The organism is Streptococcus sp. HMSC073D05 (assembly GCF_001812015.1).
Taxonomy (GTDB): domain Bacteria; phylum Bacillota; class Bacilli; order Lactobacillales; family Streptococcaceae; genus Streptococcus; species Streptococcus parasanguinis_D.
Window position 1 is genome coordinate 85,850 of record NZ_KV807499.1, and the last position, 25,565, is coordinate 111,414.

General features: G+C 44.0%; 24 protein-coding genes. 4 read left to right on the forward strand and 20 right to left on the reverse strand.

The genetic code is table 11. From position 1 onward, the window contains the following. Positions 1-351 precede the first annotated feature (351 nt). From HMPREF2832_RS07925 to HMPREF2832_RS07960, 8 genes are all read right to left on the reverse strand, one after another. On the reverse strand, positions 352-798 hold the full coding sequence (locus HMPREF2832_RS07925) for an NADAR family protein (protein WP_070506981.1): 447 nt from the start codon (positions 796-798) through the stop codon (positions 352-354). Continuing rightward, positions 785-1,429 (reverse strand): hypothetical protein, encoded by a 645-nt coding sequence (locus HMPREF2832_RS07930; RefSeq protein ID WP_070506283.1) that lies wholly within the window; start codon positions 1,427-1,429, stop codon positions 785-787. The genes HMPREF2832_RS07925 and HMPREF2832_RS07930 overlap by 14 nt, the downstream gene beginning before the upstream one ends. 197 nt (positions 1,430-1,626) lie before the next feature. After that, positions 1,627-2,010 (reverse strand): DUF3592 domain-containing protein, encoded by a 384-nt coding sequence (locus tag HMPREF2832_RS07935; RefSeq protein ID WP_134974568.1) that lies wholly within the window; start codon positions 2,008-2,010, stop codon positions 1,627-1,629. Positions 2,011-2,306: 296 nt separating this feature from the next. After that, the gene (locus tag HMPREF2832_RS07940; RefSeq protein WP_070506290.1) at positions 2,307-2,891 is read right to left on the reverse strand and encodes a DUF1307 domain-containing protein; all 585 of its coding nucleotides are present in this window, start codon (positions 2,889-2,891) and stop codon (positions 2,307-2,309) included. Between the two features lie 127 nt (positions 2,892-3,018). Beyond that, positions 3,019-4,017, reverse strand: a complete 999-nt coding sequence (galE, locus tag HMPREF2832_RS07945; protein WP_070506295.1) for a UDP-glucose 4-epimerase GalE — start codon at positions 4,015-4,017, stop codon at positions 3,019-3,021. 63 nt (positions 4,018-4,080) lie between these two features. Next, positions 4,081-5,553 (reverse strand): UDP-glucose--hexose-1-phosphate uridylyltransferase, encoded by a 1,473-nt coding sequence (gene galT / locus HMPREF2832_RS07950; RefSeq protein ID WP_070506298.1) that lies wholly within the window; start codon positions 5,551-5,553, stop codon positions 4,081-4,083. After that, entirely contained in the window at positions 5,550-6,209 is a 660-nt protein-coding gene (locus HMPREF2832_RS07955; protein ID WP_070506302.1) for an HAD family hydrolase, read from the reverse strand. Before HMPREF2832_RS07955 ends, galT begins: the two co-directional genes overlap by 4 nt. A 9-nt stretch (positions 6,210-6,218) precedes the next feature. Then, the gene (locus HMPREF2832_RS07960; RefSeq protein WP_070506304.1) at positions 6,219-7,385 is read right to left on the reverse strand and encodes a galactokinase; all 1,167 of its coding nucleotides are present in this window, start codon (positions 7,383-7,385) and stop codon (positions 6,219-6,221) included. A gap of 141 nt (positions 7,386-7,526) precedes the next feature. Between HMPREF2832_RS07960 and HMPREF2832_RS07965 the strand changes: the two genes are divergently transcribed. Together HMPREF2832_RS07965 and birA are read left to right on the forward strand one after the other, a co-directional pair. After that, positions 7,527-8,528 carry a LacI family DNA-binding transcriptional regulator gene (locus HMPREF2832_RS07965; RefSeq protein WP_070506308.1) on the forward strand — a complete coding sequence of 334 codons (1,002 nt, stop codon included), beginning with the start codon at positions 7,527-7,529 and terminating at the stop codon, positions 8,526-8,528. Positions 8,529-8,557: 29 nt separating this feature from the next. Further along, positions 8,558-9,493 (forward strand): bifunctional biotin--[acetyl-CoA-carboxylase] ligase/biotin operon repressor BirA, encoded by a 936-nt coding sequence (birA, locus tag HMPREF2832_RS07970; RefSeq protein WP_070506311.1) that lies wholly within the window; start codon positions 8,558-8,560, stop codon positions 9,491-9,493. A gap of 193 nt (positions 9,494-9,686) precedes the next feature. Here the strand turns inward: birA and HMPREF2832_RS07975 are convergent, their stop codons facing one another. The 9 genes from HMPREF2832_RS07975 to HMPREF2832_RS08015 form a co-directional block, all read right to left on the reverse strand. Next, complete coding sequence (locus tag HMPREF2832_RS07975) at positions 9,687-11,012, reverse strand: sensor histidine kinase (protein WP_070506315.1); 1,326 nt, start codon at positions 11,010-11,012, stop codon at positions 9,687-9,689. Then, a complete protein-coding gene (locus HMPREF2832_RS07980; RefSeq protein ID WP_048717547.1) occupies positions 11,009-11,662 on the reverse strand; it encodes a response regulator transcription factor in 654 nt (217 codons plus the stop codon). The genes HMPREF2832_RS07975 and HMPREF2832_RS07980 overlap by 4 nt, the downstream gene beginning before the upstream one ends. A 72-nt stretch (positions 11,663-11,734) precedes the next feature. Continuing rightward, positions 11,735-13,111 (reverse strand): ABC transporter permease, encoded by a 1,377-nt coding sequence (locus HMPREF2832_RS07985; RefSeq protein WP_070506318.1) that lies wholly within the window; start codon positions 13,109-13,111, stop codon positions 11,735-11,737. 12 nt (positions 13,112-13,123) lie between these two features. After that, the gene (locus HMPREF2832_RS07990; protein ID WP_070506320.1) at positions 13,124-13,765 is read right to left on the reverse strand and encodes an ABC transporter ATP-binding protein; all 642 of its coding nucleotides are present in this window, start codon (positions 13,763-13,765) and stop codon (positions 13,124-13,126) included. 6 nt (positions 13,766-13,771) lie between these two features. Continuing rightward, positions 13,772-15,034: an ABC transporter permease gene (locus tag HMPREF2832_RS07995; RefSeq protein WP_070506324.1), complete on the reverse strand. Its 1,263-nt coding sequence runs from the start codon at positions 15,032-15,034 to the stop codon at positions 13,772-13,774. Positions 15,035-15,493: 459 nt separating this feature from the next. Next, positions 15,494-16,132 (reverse strand): YesL family protein, encoded by a 639-nt coding sequence (locus tag HMPREF2832_RS08000; protein WP_070506327.1) that lies wholly within the window; start codon positions 16,130-16,132, stop codon positions 15,494-15,496. 104 nt (positions 16,133-16,236) lie between these two features. Beyond that, entirely contained in the window at positions 16,237-17,799 is a 1,563-nt protein-coding gene (locus HMPREF2832_RS08005; RefSeq protein WP_070506330.1) for a type 2 periplasmic-binding domain-containing protein, read from the reverse strand. A gap of 9 nt (positions 17,800-17,808) precedes the next feature. Continuing rightward, positions 17,809-18,705, reverse strand: coding sequence for a carbohydrate ABC transporter permease (locus HMPREF2832_RS08010; protein WP_023918477.1), 897 nt, complete (start codon positions 18,703-18,705; stop codon positions 17,809-17,811). 15 nt (positions 18,706-18,720) lie between these two features. Further along, entirely contained in the window at positions 18,721-19,638 is a 918-nt protein-coding gene (locus tag HMPREF2832_RS08015; protein ID WP_021153492.1) for an ABC transporter permease, read from the reverse strand. A 195-nt stretch (positions 19,639-19,833) separates the two neighbouring features. On the opposite strand from HMPREF2832_RS08015, the gene HMPREF2832_RS08020 reads away from it, so the two are divergent. Continuing rightward, the gene (locus HMPREF2832_RS08020) at positions 19,834-21,501 is read left to right on the forward strand and encodes a sensor histidine kinase (protein WP_070506335.1); all 1,668 of its coding nucleotides are present in this window, start codon (positions 19,834-19,836) and stop codon (positions 21,499-21,501) included. Next, positions 21,482-23,026 carry a helix-turn-helix domain-containing protein gene (locus HMPREF2832_RS08025; RefSeq protein ID WP_070506342.1) on the forward strand — a complete coding sequence of 515 codons (1,545 nt, stop codon included), beginning with the start codon at positions 21,482-21,484 and terminating at the stop codon, positions 23,024-23,026. Before HMPREF2832_RS08020 ends, HMPREF2832_RS08025 begins: the two co-directional genes overlap by 20 nt. A gap of 42 nt (positions 23,027-23,068) precedes the next feature. On the opposite strand, the gene HMPREF2832_RS08030 is transcribed toward HMPREF2832_RS08025, so the two are convergent. Genes HMPREF2832_RS08030 through HMPREF2832_RS08040 form a run of 3 tightly spaced genes read right to left on the reverse strand, consistent with a single transcriptional unit; the run spans position 23,069 to position 25,478 of the window. After that, positions 23,069-23,266: a DUF3272 family protein gene (locus tag HMPREF2832_RS08030; protein ID WP_003002577.1), complete on the reverse strand. Its 198-nt coding sequence runs from the start codon at positions 23,264-23,266 to the stop codon at positions 23,069-23,071. A gap of 38 nt (positions 23,267-23,304) precedes the next feature. Then, positions 23,305-24,981, reverse strand: coding sequence for a DNA polymerase III subunit gamma/tau (gene dnaX / locus HMPREF2832_RS08035; protein WP_070506348.1), 1,677 nt, complete (start codon positions 24,979-24,981; stop codon positions 23,305-23,307). After that, complete coding sequence (locus tag HMPREF2832_RS08040) at positions 24,981-25,478, reverse strand: GAF domain-containing protein (RefSeq protein ID WP_049485921.1); 498 nt, start codon at positions 25,476-25,478, stop codon at positions 24,981-24,983. The genes dnaX and HMPREF2832_RS08040 overlap by 1 nt, the downstream gene beginning before the upstream one ends. Positions 25,479-25,565: the final 87 nt, after the last annotated feature.

Consider the following 25,565-nt stretch of genomic DNA (forward strand, 5'->3'; position numbering starts at 1 on the left):
AAATTGTCAAATTAAGTTAGACTTTTCAAGTAACTCAGAAAAACTTGGTAGGGTGATTGAAATAGTTCTAATGGTAATTCATAGACTACCCTCTGTTCAGCTATTCCCCCTTCATCTGTAACAAAAAAATATTTCTCATGATGTCGCCAAATATGTTGTCCATAACCTTTTATTTCCTCAAACTTACTAACTTCTTCTCAGCCTAGTTTACTATATTTCATGTATGTTCTCCGATCTTTTCACTAATATCTTACATTACACCTTCAGGAATATCTCCTGTTGATCATTGTAACTATCTAGTTGACTGTTATACCAAACCCAGACTGTTAAATGGAATAGCTAGAGGAGAGATTACAGGTTGGAGTTTTTCAACTCTTCCCGTACTTGCATTAAGAGAAGGCCTAGCTTGTTCTTCCCAGAGCCATCTCCCCCATCAGCCCAGTAGTCGTCATTTCGTGTATGTTCGATGAGGATGGCATCTCCTGTTGCGACCAATCCCTTTGCAATTTCTGGATTTTGGCTAAATTTCATTCGAAGGGCCTGGAGCATCACCTCATCTTTGACCTCCTCCCAATCTGGTCTCAAGGGATTTTGACGATTGCGTCCCTCTAAGGCAGCATCCATTGGAGATGCTATCTGACGAATTTTTTCTTGAATTTGGGGCACTAAAAACTTTTGCGCTTGAAAATAATGCTCTGATGTTGGCCAGATTTTGCTTCCATCTGAAAAAGGGTAGGGAGCAAAATTGGACATAAAACCACAATCATCATTTACTTTATAAAATTTAATTTCTTTCACCTTCATCCTCGATTCCAAAATCTCTTAGTGATTTTTGCTTGTCTTTTAATAATTGTGTCACATAATCAGGCTCTACCTTTAAGAATAGCTTCAAGGTATCATGAATTCGCCAATAATTATCCTCAGGTTTGTCCATAATGGTTGAAAGGAAGTGTTTTAAGTAGGGGATGTATTCCGTATAATGTTCCTCACTAACCAAGCGATATATTTTTGAAATATCATAATATCCAGTCTCAGCCTGTTCGATGATTTTACAAACATAAGGACAAATTTCTCCTCTAGCCATCTTCTCTTCGCCCAAATCATACCGGCTCGCCCAATAATTTACGATATCATATAGAAAAATCCGATTCGTATCATCATAGCCATACAGACGATGCGAAATCATCCCTTCTAATTGCCCTTGACTGAACATCTGTGTCAAGACAGCAAAGCCTTCTCTAATTCCCCAAATGGTCAACAATCGAGAGGCTTGATAACGTAAATAGTCATCATCAATGTCCAATAATGAAGTCAACTTTTGAATGGTTTCCTCAGGAACATCCTCTAGATCAACATCTTCCAATATATCTGCATAATCAACCCCTTCAGGGACTTTATAAAATAAATCTTCAAATTCTTTATTGTTCATCACTTCTCCATTATTTGGGAAATTATTTTCAACGTCAATCCACTAAAGTCACTGGAAAACTATCTTCCCCTCTTTTCATTCTTTCTTCCATTTCTTTCCACTCAATCACTAATTTATACAGTTCTTCAGTTGGAATAAAGCAAGGGCTCCTAATATTTCTTCCTCAAATTGGAAGTAAACTGCATTCTCTTATTCCGTTACATGACATAGAAAAAAGTAACTATCACAATCAATAATATATAGAGAGTACCAAAAATAATGATATGTAATCGTAAGATTCTGTCATGACCTGGATACCTTTCAACGTAGCCTTGTTTAGGTTTTTGGGGATTACACCATACCGTCATTTTAGAACCAATTGGGAATATTTTTCTTAAATCTAATACATGATAAGGACTTCTGATAAATTTTGTATCAAATACGTCAGCTTTCGCTTTTTTCGAAGTTGTTGTTTCAAAAGTTGAATAAGAGAAACGTTTTTGATATATTTTTCCTTCTACCACATATTCAACAACTGGTAAGGCAGCTAAATCCGAACCATTTAAATAACTATGTTTAACCACTTCTCCAATAACTTGCATAGTTGAATATTTCTGGATATTCTTCTCCCTTTTATAGAATAAAAAATATATTAAAAGGAGGAAGCCAAAAAAAGCTGTGAAGGTGAATATTATTTGAATATATAGGGCTTTCGTCATTTTACAACCGCCTTACTATTTAAAATATATGAATAGAATTTAGTTTAAGGATTTTCTTTATTCCTTTGCCAATCATTCTTTAAACTCACTTTTGTTTAAATCCTATTCTACCAAAATATACCCATGAATTCATACTAAAACAAAAAGAGAGCAGCAAACTGAGCTGCTCTCCATTTTGTTTATTTTTCGACCATACCGCCCTTGATAAGACTGTCTTTCGTTACTGAATAACTAACGGTTTTGTCATCTAGGGGATTAAATCCTGGGACGATTTCTTTTAATTTATTAAAATCGATTTTTGTGTAATCAATGGTATTGCGGATATAAAAGATTCCGTCTTTGTATTCTGATGTCAGTTCAAATCCATGGCCCATCAGATCTTTGAATTTTTCTTGGCTCTTAGCAACGGCTTCTTTCATGGTTTCAAGGGGATTCTCACCAGGAACTTTTGAGACGTCGTAATCATCAACTTTTTCTTGTAATAACAAGGTATCTCCCTTGTAATACAAGGTTACAGTGGTCTTACCTGCTTCATCACTCGTTTCAAGAACCGTTTTTTGTGCACCTGCTAGTGCATCTTCTTTTTTGCTTTCATCAGTTGATGACTCTTTTTTCTTTTCTTTAGCAGATGATTTGCTTGTTGCTTTACTGGTCGCTTTAGTAGACGATGGACTAGTAGATTTTGTACTCTCTTTTTGTCCGCAACCAGCTAAAAGAAGACCCGCTGTCAAGAAGACGGCTAACATTTTTGTGGTTTTATTCATTTTGAATACCTCACTTTTTATGATGGTTAGGGAAATGACTGACGTCTGAAACGAGTCATTTGGCAAGATCAACTGTCGTTTTAGATGTTATTAAAAAAGTCTCAAAAATGATGTTCGCAGTCCCTCCTTATCGATCATTGTAGCCATCTGGGTGGCTGGAATGCCAAGCCCAGGCTGTTTGGATAATGGTTTCGATATTGTCAAATTTTGGTTGCCAGCCGAGGATGGCACGCGCCTTCTCAGATGATGCGATCAGGGTATCAGGATCTCCTGGTCTACGATCAGCCAGCTCAAGTGGAATTGGATGTCCCGTCACCTTTCTGGCTGCTTCTACGATTTGAAGATTGGAGAATCCAGTCGACGAGCCCAGGTTAAAGGCAGTCGATTCATTCCCTTTTCGCAGATACTCCACTGCTAAAAGATGGGCATCCGCCAAGTCAAATGGATGGACATAGTCCCGAACATTGGTGCCATCTGGTGTCTGGTAGTCATTTCCAAAAATAGAGATCTTCTCGCGTTTTCCTTGGGCCACTTGAAAGACGATCGGCAAGAGATGGGTCTCTGGTCCATGGTCTTCCCCGATGGATCCGTCTAGCTTAGCACCCGCTACATTAAAGTAACGAAGGGGCACATACTTGATGCCGTAGGCTTGATCAGCCCAACGCATGATGGTTTCCATCATGAGCTTACTTTCACCATAAGGGTTGATTGGATTTTGCGGAGTGGTTTCAAGAATCGGAATTTCTTCTGGAATGCCGTAGGTGGCAGCAGTTGAAGAAAAGACGATGTAGTGCACCCCACATTCATGCATGACTTCCAAGAGCTTGACCATGCCTGCTGTATTGTTATCAAAATATTTCAATGGATCGGCCATGGATTCAGCGACCAGTGAGTAGGCCGCAAAGTGGATGACCGCATCGATATCTGCATGTTCCTTAAAAACAGTGCGCATAAAGTCTTGATCCGCCAGGTCTCCTTGGTAAAAGACAGCATCTGGATGCACCGCTGCACGGTGGCCTGTGACCAGGCTATCGACCACGACGACTTTTTCCTGTCCTTCATTGACCAAGCGGTCCACCATGTGGGAACCGATATAGCCAGCTCCTCCGAGTACGAGTATTGCCATTTGTTTTCCTTTCGCTTCTTGTCTTCTCTCTTATTGTACCAAATTTCTGCCGCTTCTCCATACTTAAAGTGTCGCAACAAAGCGTCTAAAGGCAGCTTGTCCTTCTGCTGTTCGCTTGTAGACTCCAGCATCTTCGAGCACGCGCGAAAAGATCTGGCCAACTGATTCACGGACAAGGGCTTTTGCCTCTGCTTCGTCTGTGATGGCTGGGTGAGTGGCTTTCAAATCATCTGCCCAAGCCTGGTGGTAGGTTGCCACTGTGCTCTCACGCCCAAGCAAATAGTCTTGAACCTGCTTGAGCTCTTCTTTGAGACGAGGTGGCAAAATGGCCAAGCCCATGACTTCGATCAGGCCGATATTTTCTTTTTTGATGTGTTGCACATCCGCGTGTGGATGATAAATGCCATCGGGATGCTCTGGTGAGGTTTGGTTGTCACGGAGCACCAAGTCCAGTTCATAATGCCCATCACGAATCCGTGCAATGGGGGTAATGGTATGGTGGGGCTGACCATCGGATACCGCTAAAACTTGAGCCGCTGGATCCGAGTAGCCTCGCCAGGCTGTTAGGATATGGTCTGCCAGGGCAATCAATTGCTCCTTGTCAACTGAATTCAAACGAAGAACTGACATGGGCCAGTTAACAATTCCTAGTGACACTGCTTCAAATCCCCCAATGGTGAAACTTTCCTCAACAAGAGCCAGCTCCATAGGGAAGGTGTGGCGTCCGCCTTGGTAATGATCATGAGTCAGGATGGATCCCCCTACAATGGGAAGATCTGCATTGGACCCTGCAAAATAGCCTGGAAAAGTCTCGACAATGGTCAAGAGTCGCTCAAAGGTCTTGCGACTAATGGCCATGGGCACATGCTGGCTATCAAGGAAAATGCAGTGTTCATTGAAGTAGGCATAAGGGGAATACTGGAAGCCCCAATCATGACCGTCCATATCAAAGCGGATGATCCGATGATTGGCCCGGGCTGGATGGTCTAGGCGGCCTTGATAGCCTTCATTTTCAAAGCACAATTGGCAGGCTGGATAATGACTGGCTTTTGCAAGCTTGGCCGCTGCAATGTCTTTAGGATCTTTTTCAGGTTTTGACAGATTGATGGTGATTTCGAGAGAACCGTAGGGAGTTTCAGCCTCAAAGGCAATATTTTGCGCAATGGCCTCTACCTTGATGTAATCATTGCGTTTAGAGAGGGCATAGAAATCCGCAATCGCGTCTTCTTTGGACTGACGGTAGGTCTCCCAGAAACGATGGTTGACCTGACTAGGGCTAGGGGTGATCCAATCCATCAACTCCGCACCCAAACTGTCTTTTGCGGCCATACTATCCTGGATCTTGCTATTTGCAACAGCGATCTCTACCAGCTGATCTTTAAGTGCGATCAACTCTTCTTTTTGAGCTGGGGCGTCTAGCCCTTCTTCTCCAACGCGACTCATGATGCGATTTTTTAGATAAATCCGATCCATCTCTTCGTAATCACTCGCCGCAATGACGGCTGTGACAAATGCGTCTAAAATTCCCTGATTCATTGATTCTCCTTCTTACGTTTTAAATAGTCTCTGACAGCATCCAAATCCTGGAAAACTTGTTCTGCTTTAGTTAAGAAAGACTGTGCTGGTACTTTTAAATCTGGAACACATATGACTGGGATTCCAGCCCGATAGGCTGCTTCAATCCCTGCTTCACTATCCTCTAGCACTAAGCAATTCTCTGGTAAAGCATTCAAATCACTACAAGCCTTTAAAAATATATCTGGGTAAGGTTTACTTCGTTTGACATCTTTTGCAAAAACTAAATGGTCAAATAGGGACAGTATCCCATTGCTATCCAAGATCATTCTAGCCCGAGATTCAACACTTGAAGTTGCTAGGGCGATTGGGATGCCCTCTGTTTTCAAAAAAGTAAGTAAATTCTTAGCACCTTTTTTTAAATGAACACCTTGGGCTAAGATTCGACCTTCTAGTTCATAAACTTTAGCCAAGGTTTGGTCAAAGTTCCAAGGTAAATCATAGGTATCCAAAAACCGTTGAACATTCTCCTCTTCCCTATGTCCACTGTAGTCTCTAGAATAAGTTTCTTCTGTGAAAGGAATTCCAAAATCTCTAAGCAATTCTTGATAAACTTTTAGAGAAATGATTTCAGTATCGGCTAATAAGCCATCTAAATCAAATATTACAGCTTCCATTATTATCACCTAGTCTAAAACTCGTGTCCCTGCCGCAACTTCTGCAATATAAAAGCTAGGCGCATAGCCAACGACTTCTTCATAGCGTTTGCCGACAGCTTCTTCAAATGCTTCAACTTTATCTTTGTTTACGAGAGCGATGGCGCAACCGCCAAAGCCTGCTCCTGTCATACGAGCACCCAAGACGCCTTCTTGTTCCCAGGCTGTATGCACCAAGGTATCCAATTCTAGACCTGTCACTTCGTAGTCATGCTCCAAGGATACGTGGGAAGCATTCATGAGATGGCCAAATTCTTCTAAATCACCTGCTTCAAGTGCCTTATGAGCTTGGAGGGTTCGTTGGTTTTCAAGTACAGCATGGCGAGCCCGTTTGATGCGATTGGCATCCTTGATCAAGTAGCTGTAGGCATCAAAAGACCAGAGATCCAATTCTCCTAAGGTTTGGATATCCAATTTTTCTTGGAGTTCAGAGACGGCGGTTTCACATTCTGAACGACGTTCATTGTATTTTGAATCCGCTAATTCCCGGCGTTTGTTGGTATTCATGATGACTACGACATTGTCTTTGAGGTCCAGCGGTACCAGATCATACTCTAGGGTGTTGGTATCGAGATAAATAGCCCGTTGATCCGCCCCCATACCGATGGCAAATTGGTCCATGATCCCAGAGTTGACTCCGATGAAGTGATTTTCGGTTTGTTTGCCGATCTTGACCAGATCTAGACGATCTAAGTGAAGATCATATAGTTTCTCAGCGATGACGCCAATCAAGAGCTCAAGGGAGGCTGAAGAAGAAAGACCGGATCCATTTGGAATATTGCCATAAACATAGACATCCATACCGCTATCAATGACATGACCCGCTTCTTGCAAGAAATGGAGCACACCTTTTGGATAGTTGGTCCAGTTGTGCTCTTTTTCAAAGTGGAGATTTTCAAGTGGAACTTCAATGATCCCCTTGTCTTCAAAGTTTCCTGAGAAGAAACGCAAGACCTTATCCTCACGCTTTCTTGCAGCTCCGTAGGTACCAAGTGTGATGGCTGCTGGGAAGACATGACCACCATTATAGTCAGTGTGTTCACCAATCAGATTGATCCGTCCTGGTGAAAAGAAAGTGTGATCTGCTTCTGCTCTAAAGACTGTTTGAAAAGCTTCCCGAATTTCTTGAGTATTCATTGAGATTACCTCACTTATATAGTTATTTACCACTAGTGTAACCCCTTTCATGCGACAAATCAATTATTTTACTAAATTTTTAGTAAAATTCGCTAATATGACGAAACCTATGATATACTATAAGAAAGAAGGAGAAAACGAATGGCCACATTAAAGGATATTGCTAACCTCGCAGACGTATCCATCGCCACTGTCTCTCGTGTTCTGAACCAAGATGCCAGTCTTTCTGTAACGGAGGAAACCCGCCACAGAATTTTGACTGTTGCTGACGAACTAGGCTACACCAGACATCAGAAAAGTGGGAACTTTAAAAAAGAAAAACAGCAAATTGTCATCATCCAATGGAAAAGTGAAGAGGGAGAACTGGACGACCTCTACTATTACAACATCCGCTTAGGCATTGAAAAAAGAGCACAGGATCTCGACTATGGGATTCTCCGCTATTTCAATGATATTCCTTTTCGATTAGGTGAGGAAGTTATTGGGGTCCTTTGTATCGGAAAGTTTAGTAGGGTTCAGATTGTCGAGTTAGAAAGGCTAGACAAACCTCTGGTTTTTGTCGATAGTAACACCCTTAACCAAGGCCACCCTTGCGTCGCGACTGAATTTGAAAATGCTGTACAGACTGCTCTTTCCTATTTACGAAAACAAGGCTGTCAAACAATTGGGCTCCTTAGCGGTGAGGAAAAAACAACTGACCTATTGGAAAGTATTCCCGATCCTCGGCGACGAGCCTATCGAAACTATTGTATTGAAAGAAGTATTTATCACCCTGAACTCATCCTCACTGGAAGTTTTACAGCTCAATCAGGCTATGACCTCATTTCCTCTAAGCTTCAGTCTGGCTTACCCTTACCAGATGCCTATTTTGCTGCGAGTGATAGTTTAGCCATTGGGGCTCTCCGGGCTTTTCAAGAGTCCGGCATTAAGGTCCCTGATGATATCCAACTCATTTCCTTTAATGATACCAGTTTAGCCAAGCAAGTCTTTCCTCCCCTCTCTACCATCACCGTTTTTACAGAAGAAATGGGACGAACCGCAATGGATGTACTAAATAAACAAGTCCTATCTCCGAGAGAAATACCAACCCTCACTATGCTAGGAACCAAGCTAACTATTAGAGAAAGTACGAAGAATGGATGATCCTCCATCCTTTCCGAGATTAAAAAACTATGAAAACACACGAAATCCTCTTTCAGACCCTTGCTCAGGCAGATGATTATGTCAACGGAGAGCAGCTGGCAAAAGAATTAGGTGTTTCCCGCACCTCTATCTGGAAGGCCATCCAACGTCTAGAAAAAGATGGGGTTGTCATCGAATCCCTCAAAAAAAAGGGCTACAAACTGGTCTCTGGCGATATTCTGCTTCCTGAAGTGATCGCAAAAAATACCCAATTGACCGTTTCCTTAAACGAACAATGTAGCTCCACCCAATTGGACGCCAAATTAGGCATAGAAAGCCATCAAGAAGGCAAGGCGCTCTACCTGGCCAATTCGCAGTCCGCTGGAAAGGGCCGCTTTGGTCGTGACTACTACTGCCCCGATCAAGGGGGCATCTACATGTCCCTTCATCTCAAGCCTCAATTACCACATGTAGAGCTCCCTCCTTATACCCTCATGGTCGCTGGAGCCATCTACAAGGCTATTAAAAACCTGACCCTGATCGATATCGATATCAAATGGGTCAATGATATTTACTACCGCCATAAAAAAATTGGGGGAATCCTCACCGAAGCTATCACGTCGATTGAGACTGGTCTCGTCACGGATGTCATTATCGGAGTCGGTCTCAATTTAGCCATCCCTACTCTCCCAGAAGAGCTAGAAAGTAAGGCTGGTTCCTTATTTGAAGGGCCTTGTCCCATCACCCGCAATGACCTCATCAGTGAGATCTGGAAGGAATTCTTCCAAACGGATATTGATGAGCTGGTCTACCTCTATAAAGAGCGCTCCCTGGTCCTAGGACGAACTGTCACTTTTGAGCAAAATCAGCAGACCTATCAGGGTCTCGCTAAAGACATCTCCGATACCGGCCAACTCTTGGTGCAATTAGACAATCAAGAAGAAATCTGGCTCAATAGCGGAGAAATCTCTTTGACCAGATGGTGAAATCACGTATAGAAAAGAGGCTGGGACAAAAGTCCTAGCCTCTCAATTGTCTTGGATTATCGAGCAAGACGCAGTGCTTGAGTGGGCTCTACTACTCTGATTTCATCAGCTTTTACAGCCTTACTCAACTGTGCGGAGGCGGGACAAAGAAATCGAATTCTAACGAATTACCGATTTCTGTCCCCCTCTCTTTTTATTCTTGTGTCTCTTTGGGCAGTTCCATGCGGAAGCGCAAGCCCATAGCCGTTTTATCAAATTGATAGGCCAGTTCTTCATGGTCTAGCAAGTGTTGGACTACGAAGAGTCCCAAGCCACCTTCCTTCTTCTGACGGCTAGCGGTCATTGGTAGCTCGGCGGTCTCTACCATTTCCTGGCTGGTGTTTTCAACCGCCAAGTGAGTCCCTTCCTCTTCGAGGCGGAGCTGGATCTCTCCACCGGCATCCGAATGCTTAACGGCATTACTGATGACATTTGAGAGAACCAATTTCAGAATCGCTGGGTCCATATAGACTGCTTTGTCAGGGATCTGATTGTCAATCGTGAGAGTGCGGGATTGAGCCAAGACCTTGTACTGGTCGAGGATCTGCTCTACGACCTGATCCAACTGGATCCACTCCTTATCTCCGGCCAATTCTTGGACAGAGGACAGGGACAGGATTTCTAGGACGATCTGGTTCATCTCATCGACGATATCGAGGGAGACCGACAGATAGCGGTCCCGATCCTTGTAGCGGCCAATCTTATCCCGCATATTTTCTAGGATAATCTTCAAGCTGGCTAGAGGCGTCTTGAGCTCATGCGAGGCCCCCCGTAGGAATTCCACCTTCATCTGCTCCAACTTCAGATTTTCCTGTTTTTGCTGCTCTAGATTGTCGATCACTTCTAGGAGATGGTGATAGAGGTCGTTGATCTGTTGCTTGAGAACGCCGATCTCATCCTGCGAATGAATGGGAAGACTGGCTGTCCGATCCAAGCGCTTCATCCGCTTGGTCATCTGCTTGATCTCAAGGATCGGAGCAGAAATCAGGCGGGCATAGAGATAGGAAGCGATCAGCGACAGGACAAAGGAAGCAAGGAGACTATAGGGAAGAAAGCCCAGACTGATGTCTCGTGCTTCCTTTTGCGAATCGACGGTCGCCAAGAATTGCAAGGTCAAGTCCTTTCCCTCTTTTGTCTGGATCTTTCGCTCCTCAATAACCAGGGAATTGTTCTGGCTGTCAGGGTTCAGGAGCAGGTCATCCTTGACCTCTATGGCATTTTGTTTTTCCTTTCCTTTGATAGACACCTTGATATCATTGGTCTTGGAATAAAGGTCGATGACGGACTCAATGGTTCCTTCTTCCTGGCCTTGAAAACTCTTGGCCAGGGCTTGCGATTTCTTCAAGATCGTCTGGCGCTGGGACTCGATATAGGTTGATGGGAAAATAAAGTAAACCGAAGCGTGTAGAAGGATAACTAAGCCACTAAAAAGGGCAAAGGTGATCAGAAAGATCTTTGCAAAGATACTCCGTTTGGTCATGGTCTCTCCAATTTATAGCCGACATTGCGTACCGTTACGATACAGTCCAGCTCTAGTTTTTTTCGTAGTTCCTTGATATAGACATCAATCACCCGGTCAAAAGGAATCTCCTCTGTCTCCTTCCAGACGGCATCGAGGATCTGAGAGCGGGTCCGGGCCTTGCCCTCATGCTGGAGCAAGTATTCCAAGATTTCCAACTCCTTGGCATTCATGGAGATGGCCTGCCCAGCTAAGCTGGCTGTGTAGCTCTCAAAATCCACCCGTGCCTCTCCATAGGTGAAGACCCGAGAAGGCTGGAGCTTTTTAAAAATAGCTTCGATACGGACCTTCAAGAGGGACAAGGAGAAGGGTTTTTCCAGGTAGCCATCTGCCAACTCTCCAAAGGCTGTCAACTTATAGTCCTCATCATGGAAGGCCGTCAGCATGAGAACAGGAACTGAGCTGGTCTTCCGGATGGTCTTGAGGACCTCCAAGCCATTGAGAATAGGTAGCTGGATATCCAGCAAGACAAGATCCGGCGCTTCTCTGTGAAAGAGGTTCAGGGCCTCCTGCCCATCGCCTGCTTCAAAGACCTCATAGCCACATTCCATAAGATAGTCGCTCATCCCTTCGCGAATCAGGACTTCATCTTCTACGATTAGTATCTTCATACACTTTCCTTTTATCTAAGAAACTTCTTCTACCTCCTATTATACCCTATTTCTATTTTAGGAAACAATCTCTTATTCGACATCCACCAAGAGATCTTTTGGTTTCTTATGCAAGAGCCATTGTGAAGAAAGGATGGATACCAGAATTAAGAGCAGCCCACCGACCAAGACAACAACCAGCAGTTGGCTCGGTTGGATGTCCATATGGAGGTCTGTCAGGGTCTTACTGAAGCTTTCTGCCTCAGCTCCTCCACCAAGGTTGGCTGCAGAGGATTCTTGAGCCATTTGTTTGGCAATGCCACTGGTTACATTTTTAAGCACCGTATCTCCCACTGCTTTGGCAAGAAGACCTGCGACTCCATAGGAAAGGAGGAAGGCTGGGATGGAAATCATGACTAATTCTGCCACGAATTGTCTCGCAATCTGTACCTTAGAAAGTCCTAGAGCCAATAAGATTCCCACTTCTCTGCGACGGGCATTTAGCCACAAGACGAGGAGAAGGGTGAGAAGCAAGCTAGCAAAGATAAGGCTACCGATAAACAAGTAGTCCGCCACTTGGAACATGCTGCTGATAGATTTTTGCAAGGCTGGGTAGTTAGAAGAACTCTTGACTAGGTCATAGAGGTTCCAGTCAATGTCGAGTGCTTTGATTTTTTCGATCAAGGCATCCAGGTCCTGATCCCCTTTGGCAAAGAAGGTCGCATCCTCATAGGTAGCTGTTTGGACGGTATTGCCGTAGAGCTTGGCAGCTGTATCCAGGTCAGAAATGAGGGTATCTTCATACAACTCTTGGGCGTAAGTTAGAGGAGCTTGGTTCTTCCCTGAGAACAGACCCTTAATGGTCACTTCGACGGTTTCATTGGCCCCTTTTTCATTGTCAGCATCGTAGAGATTGGACTTGAGACGCACCTTATCGCCCACCTTGAGGCCATTCTTTTTCGCCAAATCTTCGTGCATGAGGATTTGATTTTTGTCCTTATCGGTCAGGTGCTCTCCTTGGACCAGCTTGTAGGCTCCAGAGACAAACTTATCTTCTTTAGAAGAGTCATTGACCCCCGTCACCATCAGGGTGTTTTTAAAGTATTTGGCCCGCTCTGGAGATTGATTTTGCAGGGTTTCTTCAGTCTCAATGATCTCGTGGTCTATGATATCTGCGATGGCATTGATCCGCCTGATGGAGGAAGTGATCCCCTCTACCTGGCTGATTTTTTCAATATCTTCTCCTCTGAGATTCCCAGCTCCCCGAGGGGTTCCCGGATTGGTCCTGCGGTTGATCTGCATGGAGAAGCTATTGGTGATGGATCCCAGACTTTCCGATGAAGCTTTTTGGGTCGCTCCCTTCATGGAGAGTCCGATCAAGCTCAAGGTCCCCATGAGGAGAATGATGGCAAAGAGCAAGAGAGACTTGGGCCATTTACGTGTGATATAAGCAAAAGCATTGCGCAACATAGCATTCCCTCCTTACTTGCTCTTCTCAACGAGGCTACGGCGACTCAATTCCAAGACCACATCGGAGGCCTCTGCCACTTCCTTACTGTGGGTGACGACGACGACACATTTTTGGCGTTCCTTGGCCAACTTCTTCAAAATGGCAATGATGTCACCGGCTGTTTGTTCGTCAAGGTTTCCTGTCGGCTCATCTGCCAAGATGACAGGCGCTTCTGAAACAAGCGCACGCGCAATAGCCACCCGCTGTTGCTGCCCTCCAGATAGTTGCAGGACATTGCGTTTGATTTGCGTTTCGTCCAATCCCAACTCCAAGAGAATGTCTTTCCCAGCTTGTTTGTTGACCAGACGGACATTTTCAAGTGGCGTCAAATAGTCAATCAGATTGTAATTCTGAAAGACCAGGGAGACATGGTGCTTGCGGTGGTAGCTAGACCCTTTGGTCTGGATGTCCTCCCCATCAAAGAGAACCTGCCCCTTCTTGGGATTGTCCAGACCAGCCAAGAGTGAGAGGAGGGTCGATTTCCCTGCTCCAGACTGACCGATAATGCTGTAAAATGTCCCATTTGCGAACTGATAGTTCACGTCTGAGAAGATCTCTTCTTGGTAGCTTTGGTAACTATAGGATACATGTTTGAGTTCTAACATAGGTGTCATTTCTCCTTAACTCATTTTTGTTAATATTTCTTTTGGACTCTTACGCCAGATCATGCTGGTCGTTACACCGAGCGACAGAAGGATCAAGCACAAGAGGCTAGCATAGGCAATTCCTAAGGAAAGGCCTTGAGGGATTTGGTTGAGTAATTCTAGAGTCTGCTGTTGACCCGTCTGTCCGACAAACTGCTCTAAGAAACGATGGCTGACCATCCGACCGATGAGAAAGGCTGGGATCACTGCTAGTAAGGATACCAGCACCACTTCCAAGAGGAACTGTCTAAAGATCCGGCCCTTGCTCTTCCCAATGGATAAGAGGACCCCGATTTCGTGGATCCGCTCCCGTGTCCAGAGACTGAGTAAGAGCGATAGGGCACCAGCTCCTGTCACCAGGAGGACGATCATCATGATCCGTACCAGGCCTTCTAAGGTCTGAGAGGATTCCTTCATCTGGTCAAAGGCCTTGCGATCTTCGACCACGCGTAGCAATTGCCAATCCAGATCCAAACTTTTGACTTGCTTCAAGAGGGCATCGATTTTCTCAGGATCTTTGACGCCAAAGGTGACCTGGGTCACTTCTTGCTGACTGAGACCAAGAAGCTTAGTCGCATCCTCATAAGGGAGGTAGACTTGGTTTTCACTCAAATCAGAGGTCATTCCTGTGAATTTTTCCTGTTTCTTACCCGAAAAGATCCCAACGATTTTAAAGGTTTGCTCTTTGGTAGGAGTCTCCCCCATCTGAAAGCTGGATAAGGTCAAGGAATCTCCGACCTTTAGCTTGTTCTTCTTAGCCAACTCTTCGTGGATCAAGATCTGTCCGCGAGCCTTGTCGGATAAGTGTTTGCCTTGCACCAGTTGGAAACTGCTACTCCGGAAATCCAGGTGATGGTCTGTCTTCTGAGTAAAGACAGCACCTAGCGCTTGCTTGGCTTCCTGACCCAGATCATCCCGCTCTACCGACTGCTGTCCAGTCACCGCTTCTTTACCAAGAATACGAACGGGACTTTCATATTGAGGAACCATGGATCCTACCCCAGCTAACTGCTGCACCTTTTCAGCTTCCTTCAGAGCAAAGGGAGTATCCCCCTGCTTACTGGTCAGGGCAAAGCTAGTCCCAGCCGACTGTTTGATATGGTCCTCCAGCCTTCCTCCCACTTGCATCAGTGAAAAACAGAAATACAAGCAAGAGAGGATTAAGAGGAGAATCAAAAAGAGAACTAGATTCCTCGTTCTTTTTCGAGAAATATAGGCGATTGCCTGTTGTAAGAGCATGATCTCACCCTCCATTTCAAGGTCCACGACAATACAATGTGGACGCTTTCATCATTTGTTATAGTTATTATAGAAAAGAAATGTGAAATGTTTATGAAATAGAAAAAGTTTCCTAGATTTTCTAGGAAACTTCGGATTGAGAAAAAGTCACCAGAGAAACTTTCCTTAGGTGAGGTCGGACGTCAGCGAACTTCTTCGAAGTTCCATGACTTAGTTTTGGACCTAAAGTTCCAAAACTCCCGAGTGCTAGAAACAATTATGTTTCTAGCACTTTTCTCACAGCGGAAAGTTTCAGCATATGTTTGAATAAGGCTAAAAGTCTATATCATTTATTCTTTTCAGCATCACTTAGTTTTTTAGCAAAAAAAGTTGTGCTACTCTCTATCGTTTCCTAAAAACTAGGAAACTTTATTCGATTTAAATAATATTCTGTAAAACATACGTCTCACTTGCTTGACTTTATTTTTCAAAGATTTCTCTTTCTTGGATCCTTGAAAAGATATGATCGGTCAGTCGAACATTCAAGAAGCTCCAAAGAGCAAAACCACCAAAGGTAAAGAGATAAATAGCTGTCAGTAACCGTTCAGGACTACTGAGACTGATATAAACCACTGCCAGATTGAAGAAGATAAGAAAGATGATTTGAATAGGATTTAAGAGAGCAATGAGGAAACTATTCAGACAGACCTTTTTTGTAGGATCTTCAAAGAGGCCGATATAAGGGAAGATCAAGGTCATCCCTCCACATAGAAGGACGATAAAGGGAAGCAAGATCCAAATCCCATACTCACTTAAGAAAGCCGTATTTGAAAAAAGACAGTAATCCAGATAAAGAAGGGCAGATAGTCCTAGGCAGGTCAGCCAAATCACCGTCGCTTGCTTGAAATTAGCTCGAAAGAGACGGAAAAAATGAAAGACGAGATCCGTATCTTCCCCTTTCAACAAGCGGTGCCACATGGTTGCTAAAGCCGTAAGCGATGCACCGATCGTGAGAATCGGAAGGCAGCAAACGATAAACAAGGTATTCAAGATAATGATGTCTGTCAACCGGGTCAAAGTCTTGACCAAGCGTCCATCCAATGAAAATAATTTTTGCATCTTCTTCTCCTTGTTCTTCATCTCAATTTCTGCTACTTCCTCTAGGGAAGCACTCAGGGGCTCTACGCCCCTGAGTTACTTACTTGAATCCATTTAGCCCCCTGTTACTTCACTTCTTTTTGGTAACGATCATAGGCATCCTGTTGAATCTTCATAAAGTCATCAATGCCCATCTTCTTCAAGGTTGCTTTGTAATCATCCCAATCCTTTTCGACGCCACCTTCTACTACCCATTTAGAAGCTTGTTGGGTAACATAGGAGTTGATATCGACATAAATAGAGGACAATTTGTTCAATTCTTCTTGAGAGTAGATGACATTTGGATAAGCTGGCAAAGCATATTGTTTCAATTCTTTGTCCATCTTCAATTTGAGACCATCACCTTGTGTTTGGTCGATGTCGACATGACTATTGATATCATCTGACACATATTTTGGTCCAAAGTCACGAAGGGAATTGATCCAAGCCCATTCATCGGCAGATTTACCATCTTTTGGAGCCAAGACCTTGTACTTATCGCCATCTTTTTCAGTCGCAATACCAAAGGATCCATAGAAGTTTTGGATGCTGGCATCATCCGTGTAGAATTTATCCAACCATTTGAGCAATTTTGCAGGGTCCTTGCACTTATTCGTGATCAGGATTTCATTGCGTCCATAGTTCAAATGATCTGGGTCAGAAATGACATATTGTTTGCCATCTGGGCCTTTCAATGCTGGAAGAGGAGCATATTCGCTGGCATGTTGGCCAAAGGTTGCATCTGCTGTCCAACCACTTGATACACCGACACGCGCCACTCCCTTGTCCATCCGTTTGGCAACAGACATGGAGGTATCTTCTGTAAAGAGTTCAGGGTCGATCAAGCCTTTCTTGTAGGCTTCATGCATAGCCGCTATCCCTTGTTTATAACTTTCTTCCGTCCGGAGGTAGACCGGTTTGCCATCTTTGACGGACATTTCATAGGTATTATCTCCACCCAGACGGTTGTTGAATGGCAAGATATAAGAGAAGGTCGGATCAAAGTTACCAGAGCCAAATGGAATTTCATCATTGACATCCCCATTGCCATTAGCATCCTTGTCCTTAAAGGCTTGTAAAACAGTCACCAATTCGTCATAGGTTTCCGGCATCTTCAAGCCAAGGTTGTCTAACCATTTCTTATTAATAAAGAGCTGGTTGCCGACGATTGGCCGCATTGGCAATTTCTTAGGTAGGCTGTAAATATGACCATCTGGGTTGGTCACCATAGCTTTTAATTTTGGTTCTTTTTCAAAGGCCTTGTTCAAGTTGGGCATATTATCCTTGATCAAATCTTCCAATGGAATGAACATATTTTGGTTCTGAGCGATTTCAGAATCCGTGAAGGCATTGGATCCCAAGAAAGCATCTGGTAAATCTCCACTGGCAACAAGAACGGATTTCTTATCAGACCAGTCTGCAGCCACCATGGTATCCCATTTGATCTTGATACCTGATTCCTTGGCTGAATCATCTAGAAAACCTTTGTGATAGTCTTCCCCCCAATCCGACCAACGAACGGTCGTGATCTTGAAGGTATTTCCATCATTCTTGTCGTTGCTTGATTTATTTGTGGAAGCTCCACAAGCCGTCAAGCCAGCTAAAGCAGCTGCTCCAAAGAGCAGATAGGCAAATTTCCTGTTTTTCATGATCTTCTCCTATTCTTTCAAGGCCCCTATCATGACACCTTGATTAAAGTATTTTTGGACGAATGGATACAGCATCATAATCGGTGCTGTTGAGATAACGATGGCTGCATATTTCATCATATCAGCCTTGATACGGAGGTCAGAAGCTACCTCCCCTGTTGCTTGCGATTGCAACATTTGATTACTAATTAAGAGACGGCGCAGGATCAGTTGTAGGGGTTGGAGATTTTCATTGGTCAAATAAATCAGGGCATTGAACCAAGAATTCCAGATCCCTACTGCTGTCCAAAGTCCAATAACGGCAATAATAGCCTTGGACAAGGGGAGCACGATCTTTCTGAAGTAATAAATGGTTCCGCAACCATCGATCTGGGCGGCTTCCCACATCCCTTCTGGAATACTATTGTTAAAGAAAGTTCGAGCTACAACGATATTGTAAGGAGATACTGCAAACGGTACGACCATTACCCAGAAGGTGTCGACCAAGCCCAATTGTTTAACTGTCAAATAAATGGGAATCAAGCCCCCAGAGACAAACATGGGAACGATAAAGAAGACACTGACCCATTTCTTAGCAAAGAGGTCCTTTCGCGACAAGGCGTAACCAGCCGGGATATTAATGACCAGGGCAACGATGGTCCCTACAACTGTGTAGAGGATAGTGTTGAGATAGCTCTTTAGAAACAAAGGTTGCTCAATCAAGCGTTGATAGCCATCTAGTCGCCATTCCCTCGGGATAAACCAAACCTTACCAGTTGCCACATCAGACGGATTACTGAAGGAGGCAATAATGACAAACCACAAAGGGTAGACAATCAAGAGAATCAAGCAAATCGCTAGACCATAGATAAAAATATCAAAGAGGATTTCTGACTTGGTCTTTCTTGCATGTTGAAACAATTTCACAATTTCTCCTCCTTTCTAGAATAATCCTGTCTTGGTATAGCGTTTCGCAAACCAGTTGACCGACAGTAAGATGATCAAGTTAACCAAGGTATTAAAGAGACCGATCGCTGTCGAATAACTATATTGGAAATTAATCATCCCCACTTTGTAAACATAGGTCGAAATGATTTCACTTCCTGCCAGATTGAGTGGATTTTGCAAGAGCAAGACCTTTTCAAAACCAACACTGAGTAGGCTTCCTGCTCTGAGAATCAAGAGAATCATCGCCGTTGGTAACAGTAAGGGTAAGTCAATATGACGGATTTTTTGCAATCGACTCGCCCCGTCCATGGTCGCTGCCTCATAAAAGGTCGGATCAATGGCCGATAGAGCGGCTAGATAGATGATACTATCCCAACCGATATGTTGCCAGACATCACTCCAGACATAGACACCTGCAAAGCTACCTGGTTTAGATAAGAGGGCAGGCATCTTTAAGCCAACCAATTTGAGGACATTGGCTAACAGTCCACTACTTGGGGAGAGAAAGAGAATAATCATCCCACACATGACCATGGTCGAGATAAAATGAGGCAAATAAGTCGTTACTTGAAAGATTTTTTTGAACTTGCCCACACGAATCTGGTTGCAAATAATGGCTAGAACAATCGGCAAGGGAAAACCAACCAGAATACTGTAAATAGAAATTTTCAAGGTATTCTTCATGGTTGTCGCAAATTGGAAGGATGAGAAGAACTGGTTAAAATACTTGAGACCAGCCCAAGGACTTCCAAATATCCCAGTAGCGGGAGAGTAATCTTTAAAAGCGATGACTAGACCCGCCATAGGGATATAAGCAAATAAAATCAATAAAATAATCGATGGCAGGAGCAGCACATATAAAGGAATATTTTTCTTAAATTTGCTCTGCTTCGCATTAACTTCGCTTTTCATAAGGCCCTCCTTTTCTTTCTCCTCTATTTTATAGGAATCTTTTCCATCTTTATAGAACTTTTTCGTGAATCTTCATCCACTTTTCCGTTTTCTCCACACAAAAACATGCACTTTCCCGATTTTTTTTACTTTACTATCGGTTTTGTTCATGAATCCGTTTTCAAATAGTGCTATAATATATGTGAGGTGCTCATTATGAAAGCTATTCACAGAAGTACACGAGATCACTCGATTCAATTTTTTTCGCGCCTACTCTTTCTCCTCTTAGTTGTCAATACCTTGATCAACCTTTTGATTGGTGGGATTAGCCGAAATTTTATTAAACACCAAAATATGCTCCATTTAGAGGACTCGATTCATATCTATGCGGATTCCTTAAATACAGAGCTTCACTCCGTTGAGCGTTTTATGTACAGTACCATTAGTCACAACGACTATTTGACAGAGCTCAATACTCCGCTTGATTTCACGGATTTTCATGAAAATCTAAAAAAATTGCGGATCGATTTTACGGAGTTTCAGTACCAGATGGATAGCCCCATTACCTTTTTCATAGAGACAAGAGATATCCCCCATTTTTTTAATGCTTCCAGTCTTCAACTGCCCTACCTGGACTATGTACAATTGAAAGATCATCTTAAGACCTATGACAAAGAAACAGACAAGACCAATCAAAAATGGCAACGAATCAGCCTGAACCAGCATGATTATCTCTTGAAATCCCTCCATTACAAGGGCAAGGCTATCTATGCCATCATTTCTACCCAGGATATTTTAAAACCCTTGCAAAAGCTCAATATTGGGAAAAAAGGGCGCTTATCCATCGATCGCCCCAACCAGATCCATGTTACAGATTCCGTCATTCAAGCCGATAGCAATCAAACCCACCTGCCTTTTGATCTGTATGTGACAGTTGATTACGGAGACGTTTTCCGTACAAATATCGTACTGGAAACCCTTCTTTCTTTGGTTCCTTTGATCATCGCCGTTCTCTCTACCATTCTGATCCTTTATATTCGTCAACGGATGATCCAACCGATCAAACGACTCACCCAACGTCTTTCTCAGCTAGATGCTGCTTCTACCAAGCTAGATGTGATCGAAGACCAAGGGATCTTAGAGATCGATCAGGCCAATCACAAGCTCAATCAGGTCCTGATCCATATGAAAGACCTCCAAATTCGAGCCTACCACGCGCAACTCAACCTCAAAAAAGTCGAACTCAATTACCTCAAAAATCAAGTCCGACCCCATTTTTACCTCAACATGCTTTCCATGATTCACAGCATGCTCCAAACCAAGGACTATAAGGAAATCGAGGAATTGACCAAGGTGACTTCCAACTACTTGCGCCACCTCTTTCAAGCCAATCAAGATTTCAATCGCTTAGCAGATGAAATCCAACATATCCGAAATTACCTAGAAATCCAGAAAATCCGCTATGGGGACAGCATCCACTTTGACCTGGACTGGGATCCTGGTCTGAAAGATGCGGCTATTCCCCCTCTGCTTTTACAAACCTTTGTGGAAAATGCCATCAAACACGGCTTTTCTTTCCAAGATTCCTTCCACATCCAGCTTTCTATTCATGAAGAAGCAAACCAACACCTTGCCATTTGCCTTCAGGATAATGGTCCTGGTTTTAGCTCCGCTATCTTACAAGATCTAGCAGAGAAAAAATCCTTAGTCACAGAAGATGGCCACCACATTGGTTTGACCAATGCACGGGAGCGACTAGATCTCCTCTATCCAGATCACTACACCCTTCAATTTTCAAATGGATCCCAAGGAGGGGCCCGCATCCAACTGAGCCTTCCTTACGAACCCTACAAAGGAGACACACATGAATATCCTACTCGTTGACGATGATCGTTTTATCATTAAAGCCCTACAGGAAACCATCCATTGGGAAGCCTTGGGCATTGAGCAGGTATATACTGCCTCCAGTCTGAGCCAAGCCCAAGCCATCATTCAAAGTCACCCGATTGCCCTCATGATCAGTGATATCGAGATGCCACAAGGCAGTGGGTTAGATCTCCTAGCCTGGGTCCGGTCAGAAAAATATGACATTCAAACGATCTTCCTCACCAATTATGCTGATTTCAATTATGCCCAAAAAGCCATTGAACTCCAAAGTTTTGAATACTACCTCAAGCCGATTGACCCAGATCGCTTAGAATTTATCATTCAAAAAGCCCTCAATAAGATCAAGCGCCACAAGAGTGCGACCCAATTAGCCCAGCAAGGGCAAAAAGAAGCTGAATTTTGGCATGACTACTTGAGAAAACCGCGTCCATCTCAAGCAGAACTGCTCCTTCAAGAAGTAACAAAACGAGGCTATAGCCCCAAACCGCATGAAGACTACCTCTTAGTCCTCATCACTCTCCACTTAGGTGAAGAAGACTTTCACCCCAGCGTACCTTCTTGGCGCTTGCAGCTCCGCCATTGTATCAAGGATCTCTCCCTGGATTTCCCTGTCCACTACTGCGCCCTCAGTAAAATCGAAAGCCAGACCGATCGCTACCTCTGCCTCTTCAAAAAGAATCAGACTACAGAGTGTGCAGACTTCCTAAAGGCTATCCAGCAGAAGATCCAGCAAGACTTAGACCGATCCTCTATCCTTCTCTATTCAGATGCCATTTCCCTTGAGACGCTCTTGATGCAGGCTCTGCAACTCTGCCAATACAGTGACGAACAAGTCTTCCATTGGAACAGTATCCACTCCTATGCTTCTTTGCCTCCACTACCTCAAAAGCCCGCTCATCGGACATCGCTCACTTTTACAAATCAACTACAAACGGAACAGCTTCTCCAAATCATCCATAGCTTAGAGAATCAAGATAGCATCCCGCTCTCAGCTCTGAGTGAACTCCAGCTAGACTGGACCCAGCAAATTGGGATTTATCTGGACAAGAACGGCATTCTCGCTCACAAGTTATTTCAAAACAAACACCATCAATTTCTCTTTGAACGGCGGTTTCATGCCATCGAAGCTTTTGAAGCCTATATCGGTGATTACTGGAGCTCTGCTCGCCATTATGTGATCGATCTAGAACACCAATCCAATCTCATCCAGCGGATCACCGACTACATCGACCACCATTACAAGGAAGATATCAGTCGCACCAAGCTGGCAGAGATGGTATTTCTTAGTCCAGATCATCTAGCAAGGATGTTTAAGCGCGACACCGGCGAAACCCTGGTGAAATACATCACCGATAAACGGATGGCTGCCGCAAAAGAGATGCTATCGCAAAGCGATACCCCCATTTACCAAGTCGCCCTCCAAGTAGGCTATGACAACTACTCCTACTTTACAAAGGCTTTTAAACAGAAGGTCGGCCTCTCCCCAGGAGATTACCGTAAACAATTCCACGAAGCCTTTTAAACAAGAAAAAAACCTTTGAAAAAGAATTTCTTTTCAAAGGTTTTATTTTCTTTTCTTTCTGATTTCTTTTTCAATGGCACTAGCAATTTTCTCCACCATATAGGCCGTCTGGAGATTACGCAAGATCAAGAGGGCCCAAAAACATGCAAAGAGCATTTGACCCGCCATGGTCGCTTCATTGAAAAAATAAGTCTCCATAGCAGTAAAGACTGCTATCACTGCAAATTGTTTTCTATTCATAAAATTATTTTACCATGATTCAGTAAAAAATTCATGTATTAATCGTCTTGCAGGGTGATTTTATCGGATAAAAAATGAAATTCCTCGGGGATGACACTTTCCTCTTCTTCTACCACTTCCGCTTTTTGTCCACGCGCCTTAGCCGAAAACTCTGCCCGAATTTGGGTCCATTCTTCCATCGAAACAGCTAAAATTTCTGGCGAGAAGCCAGCAGCATTGCTGAGGATATTTCCAAACATGGTATTGAGGTTGTCCCGTTTCATGGTCTGTTCAGCATTAAAGGCAGACTCAAAGGCTAAAATAGCGTGATTTTCATTGGCAGCGACCGGCTGGGATCCGATTAAGAGGGCCTTATCCGCACCTGCCAAGCTCTCGATGATTTCCCCCCAGGCGTTCTGAAGGCGGATCAAGTTGGTCCGTGCCAACTCTGGGTTTTCGACCGCCTCTTGCAAAATGGCGTTGACCTTGTTTCGATCTGCACGGTAGCCCTTGTTCGACTTGGTTGGACGAGCTACTGCTGGTTTTGAAGTAGGAAGACTGCTACCTGATTGCGCTAATTGTTGCTTGAGCTGAGCGACTTCCTTCTTCAAGTCTTCCAGCTGAGCTAGCACATTGGAAGGAAGTTCAACTACTGCTGCGTTAGAAGCTTGAGCCGTACTTTCCGCCAATTTAATGGTCATCATTTCAGTGTAGATACGCGGTTGCAAGCTGTTTTTGATATCTGCTAGACTAGTCGTCGCCTGGTCAATCAGAGCAAAGAGACGAGCTTGATCGGCTGCAAGGTTGGCCGCGAATAAATCACTAGCATGGGTATTTTCTCCACCTGTCTGAACAATCAAGAGATCTCTCAGGTATTGAAGTAAGTCCGCGACAAAACGAGCCATATTCTTGCCATTATCAAAGATAATCGCAAGTTGGTCCAGCGCAGCCGTCGCATCATGGTCCAGGATGGCAGCCACGTACTGATCAAGAGCGGCTAGACTGATGGAGCCGGTGATCTCTTCGGCAATCGCGGTCGTCAACTCACTACCCGCAGTCAGACTTAGGGCTTGGTCTAAAATGGACAAAGCATCCCGCATCCCACCTTCAGCGCGCCGTGCGATGATCTGAACAGCATCTGCTTCATAGGCAATCCCTTCAGTAGCTAGGATATTTTCCAAATGCTGGACGATATCTGGCAGTTTGATGGATTTGAATTCAAATCGTTGCACCCGTGACAAAATGGTCGCAGGAATCTTGTGTAACTCCGTTGTTGCGAGGATAAAGACCACATTTCCCGTTGGCTCTTCCAGCGTCTTCAACAAGGCATTAAAGGCCCCTGTCGAGAGCATGTGAACCTCATCGATAATATAGACTTTGTGCTTAGCTAGACTTGGAGCATAGGTCGACTTGTCGCGAATATCGCGAATTTCATCGACCCCATTGTTAGAGGCTGCATCGATCTCGATAACATCTTCTAGACTCCCATTGGTAATGGATTCACAGATATAGCAGTCGTTACACGGCTCCCCATTGACTTGATTGGGACAGTTCATGGCCTTAGCAAAGATCTTGGCCACACTCGTTTTCCCAGTTCCACGAGGTCCAGAAAAGAGATAGGCATGGCTGATCTTGTCCTGCTTGACGGCCTGCCTCAATGTCCGTGCCACCACTTGCTGGCCGACCAATTGACCAAAGGTCTGGCTACGGTATTTCCGATATAAAGCTTGATACATTAGTTCTTAACTCCAAACATCTTAAAGTCCCAGTTTGTCTTTTCGATCAAGAGAGCGACAAACTCTTCCAAATACTCTTGATCCAGCTGATCGTAGTCAGAGACACACTCCGAATCCAGATCTAAAACCCCCAGGAGCTGACCGTCCTTGACCATAGGTACCACAATCTCACTCATAGCCCGACTATCACAGGAAATATAGTTAGCATGTTGGCGCACATCATCGACAATCATAGTTTCTTGCTTCTGGGCCGCTTCTCCACAGACACCCTTTCCAAGTGCGATGTGGACACAAGAGACGCCACCCTGAAAGGGTCCCAAGATTAATTCCGTTTGGTCATACAAATAAAAGCCTGCAAAGACCGAACGTGGCAGGGCTTGATTTAAGAGAGCACTGGCATTGGACAGATTAGCCAAGGCATTGGTTTCTCCTGTTAAGAGAGCGTCTAACTGTGCCAGCAAGAGCTGGTATTGTGATTCTTTTTCCGATTGTTTCATACTTTCCATTATACCAAATCTTTGCCCAAAAATTAAGCTTCAAACAGCGAAAGAAAAGAGAGTGGGACAGAAATCGGTCATTCGTTA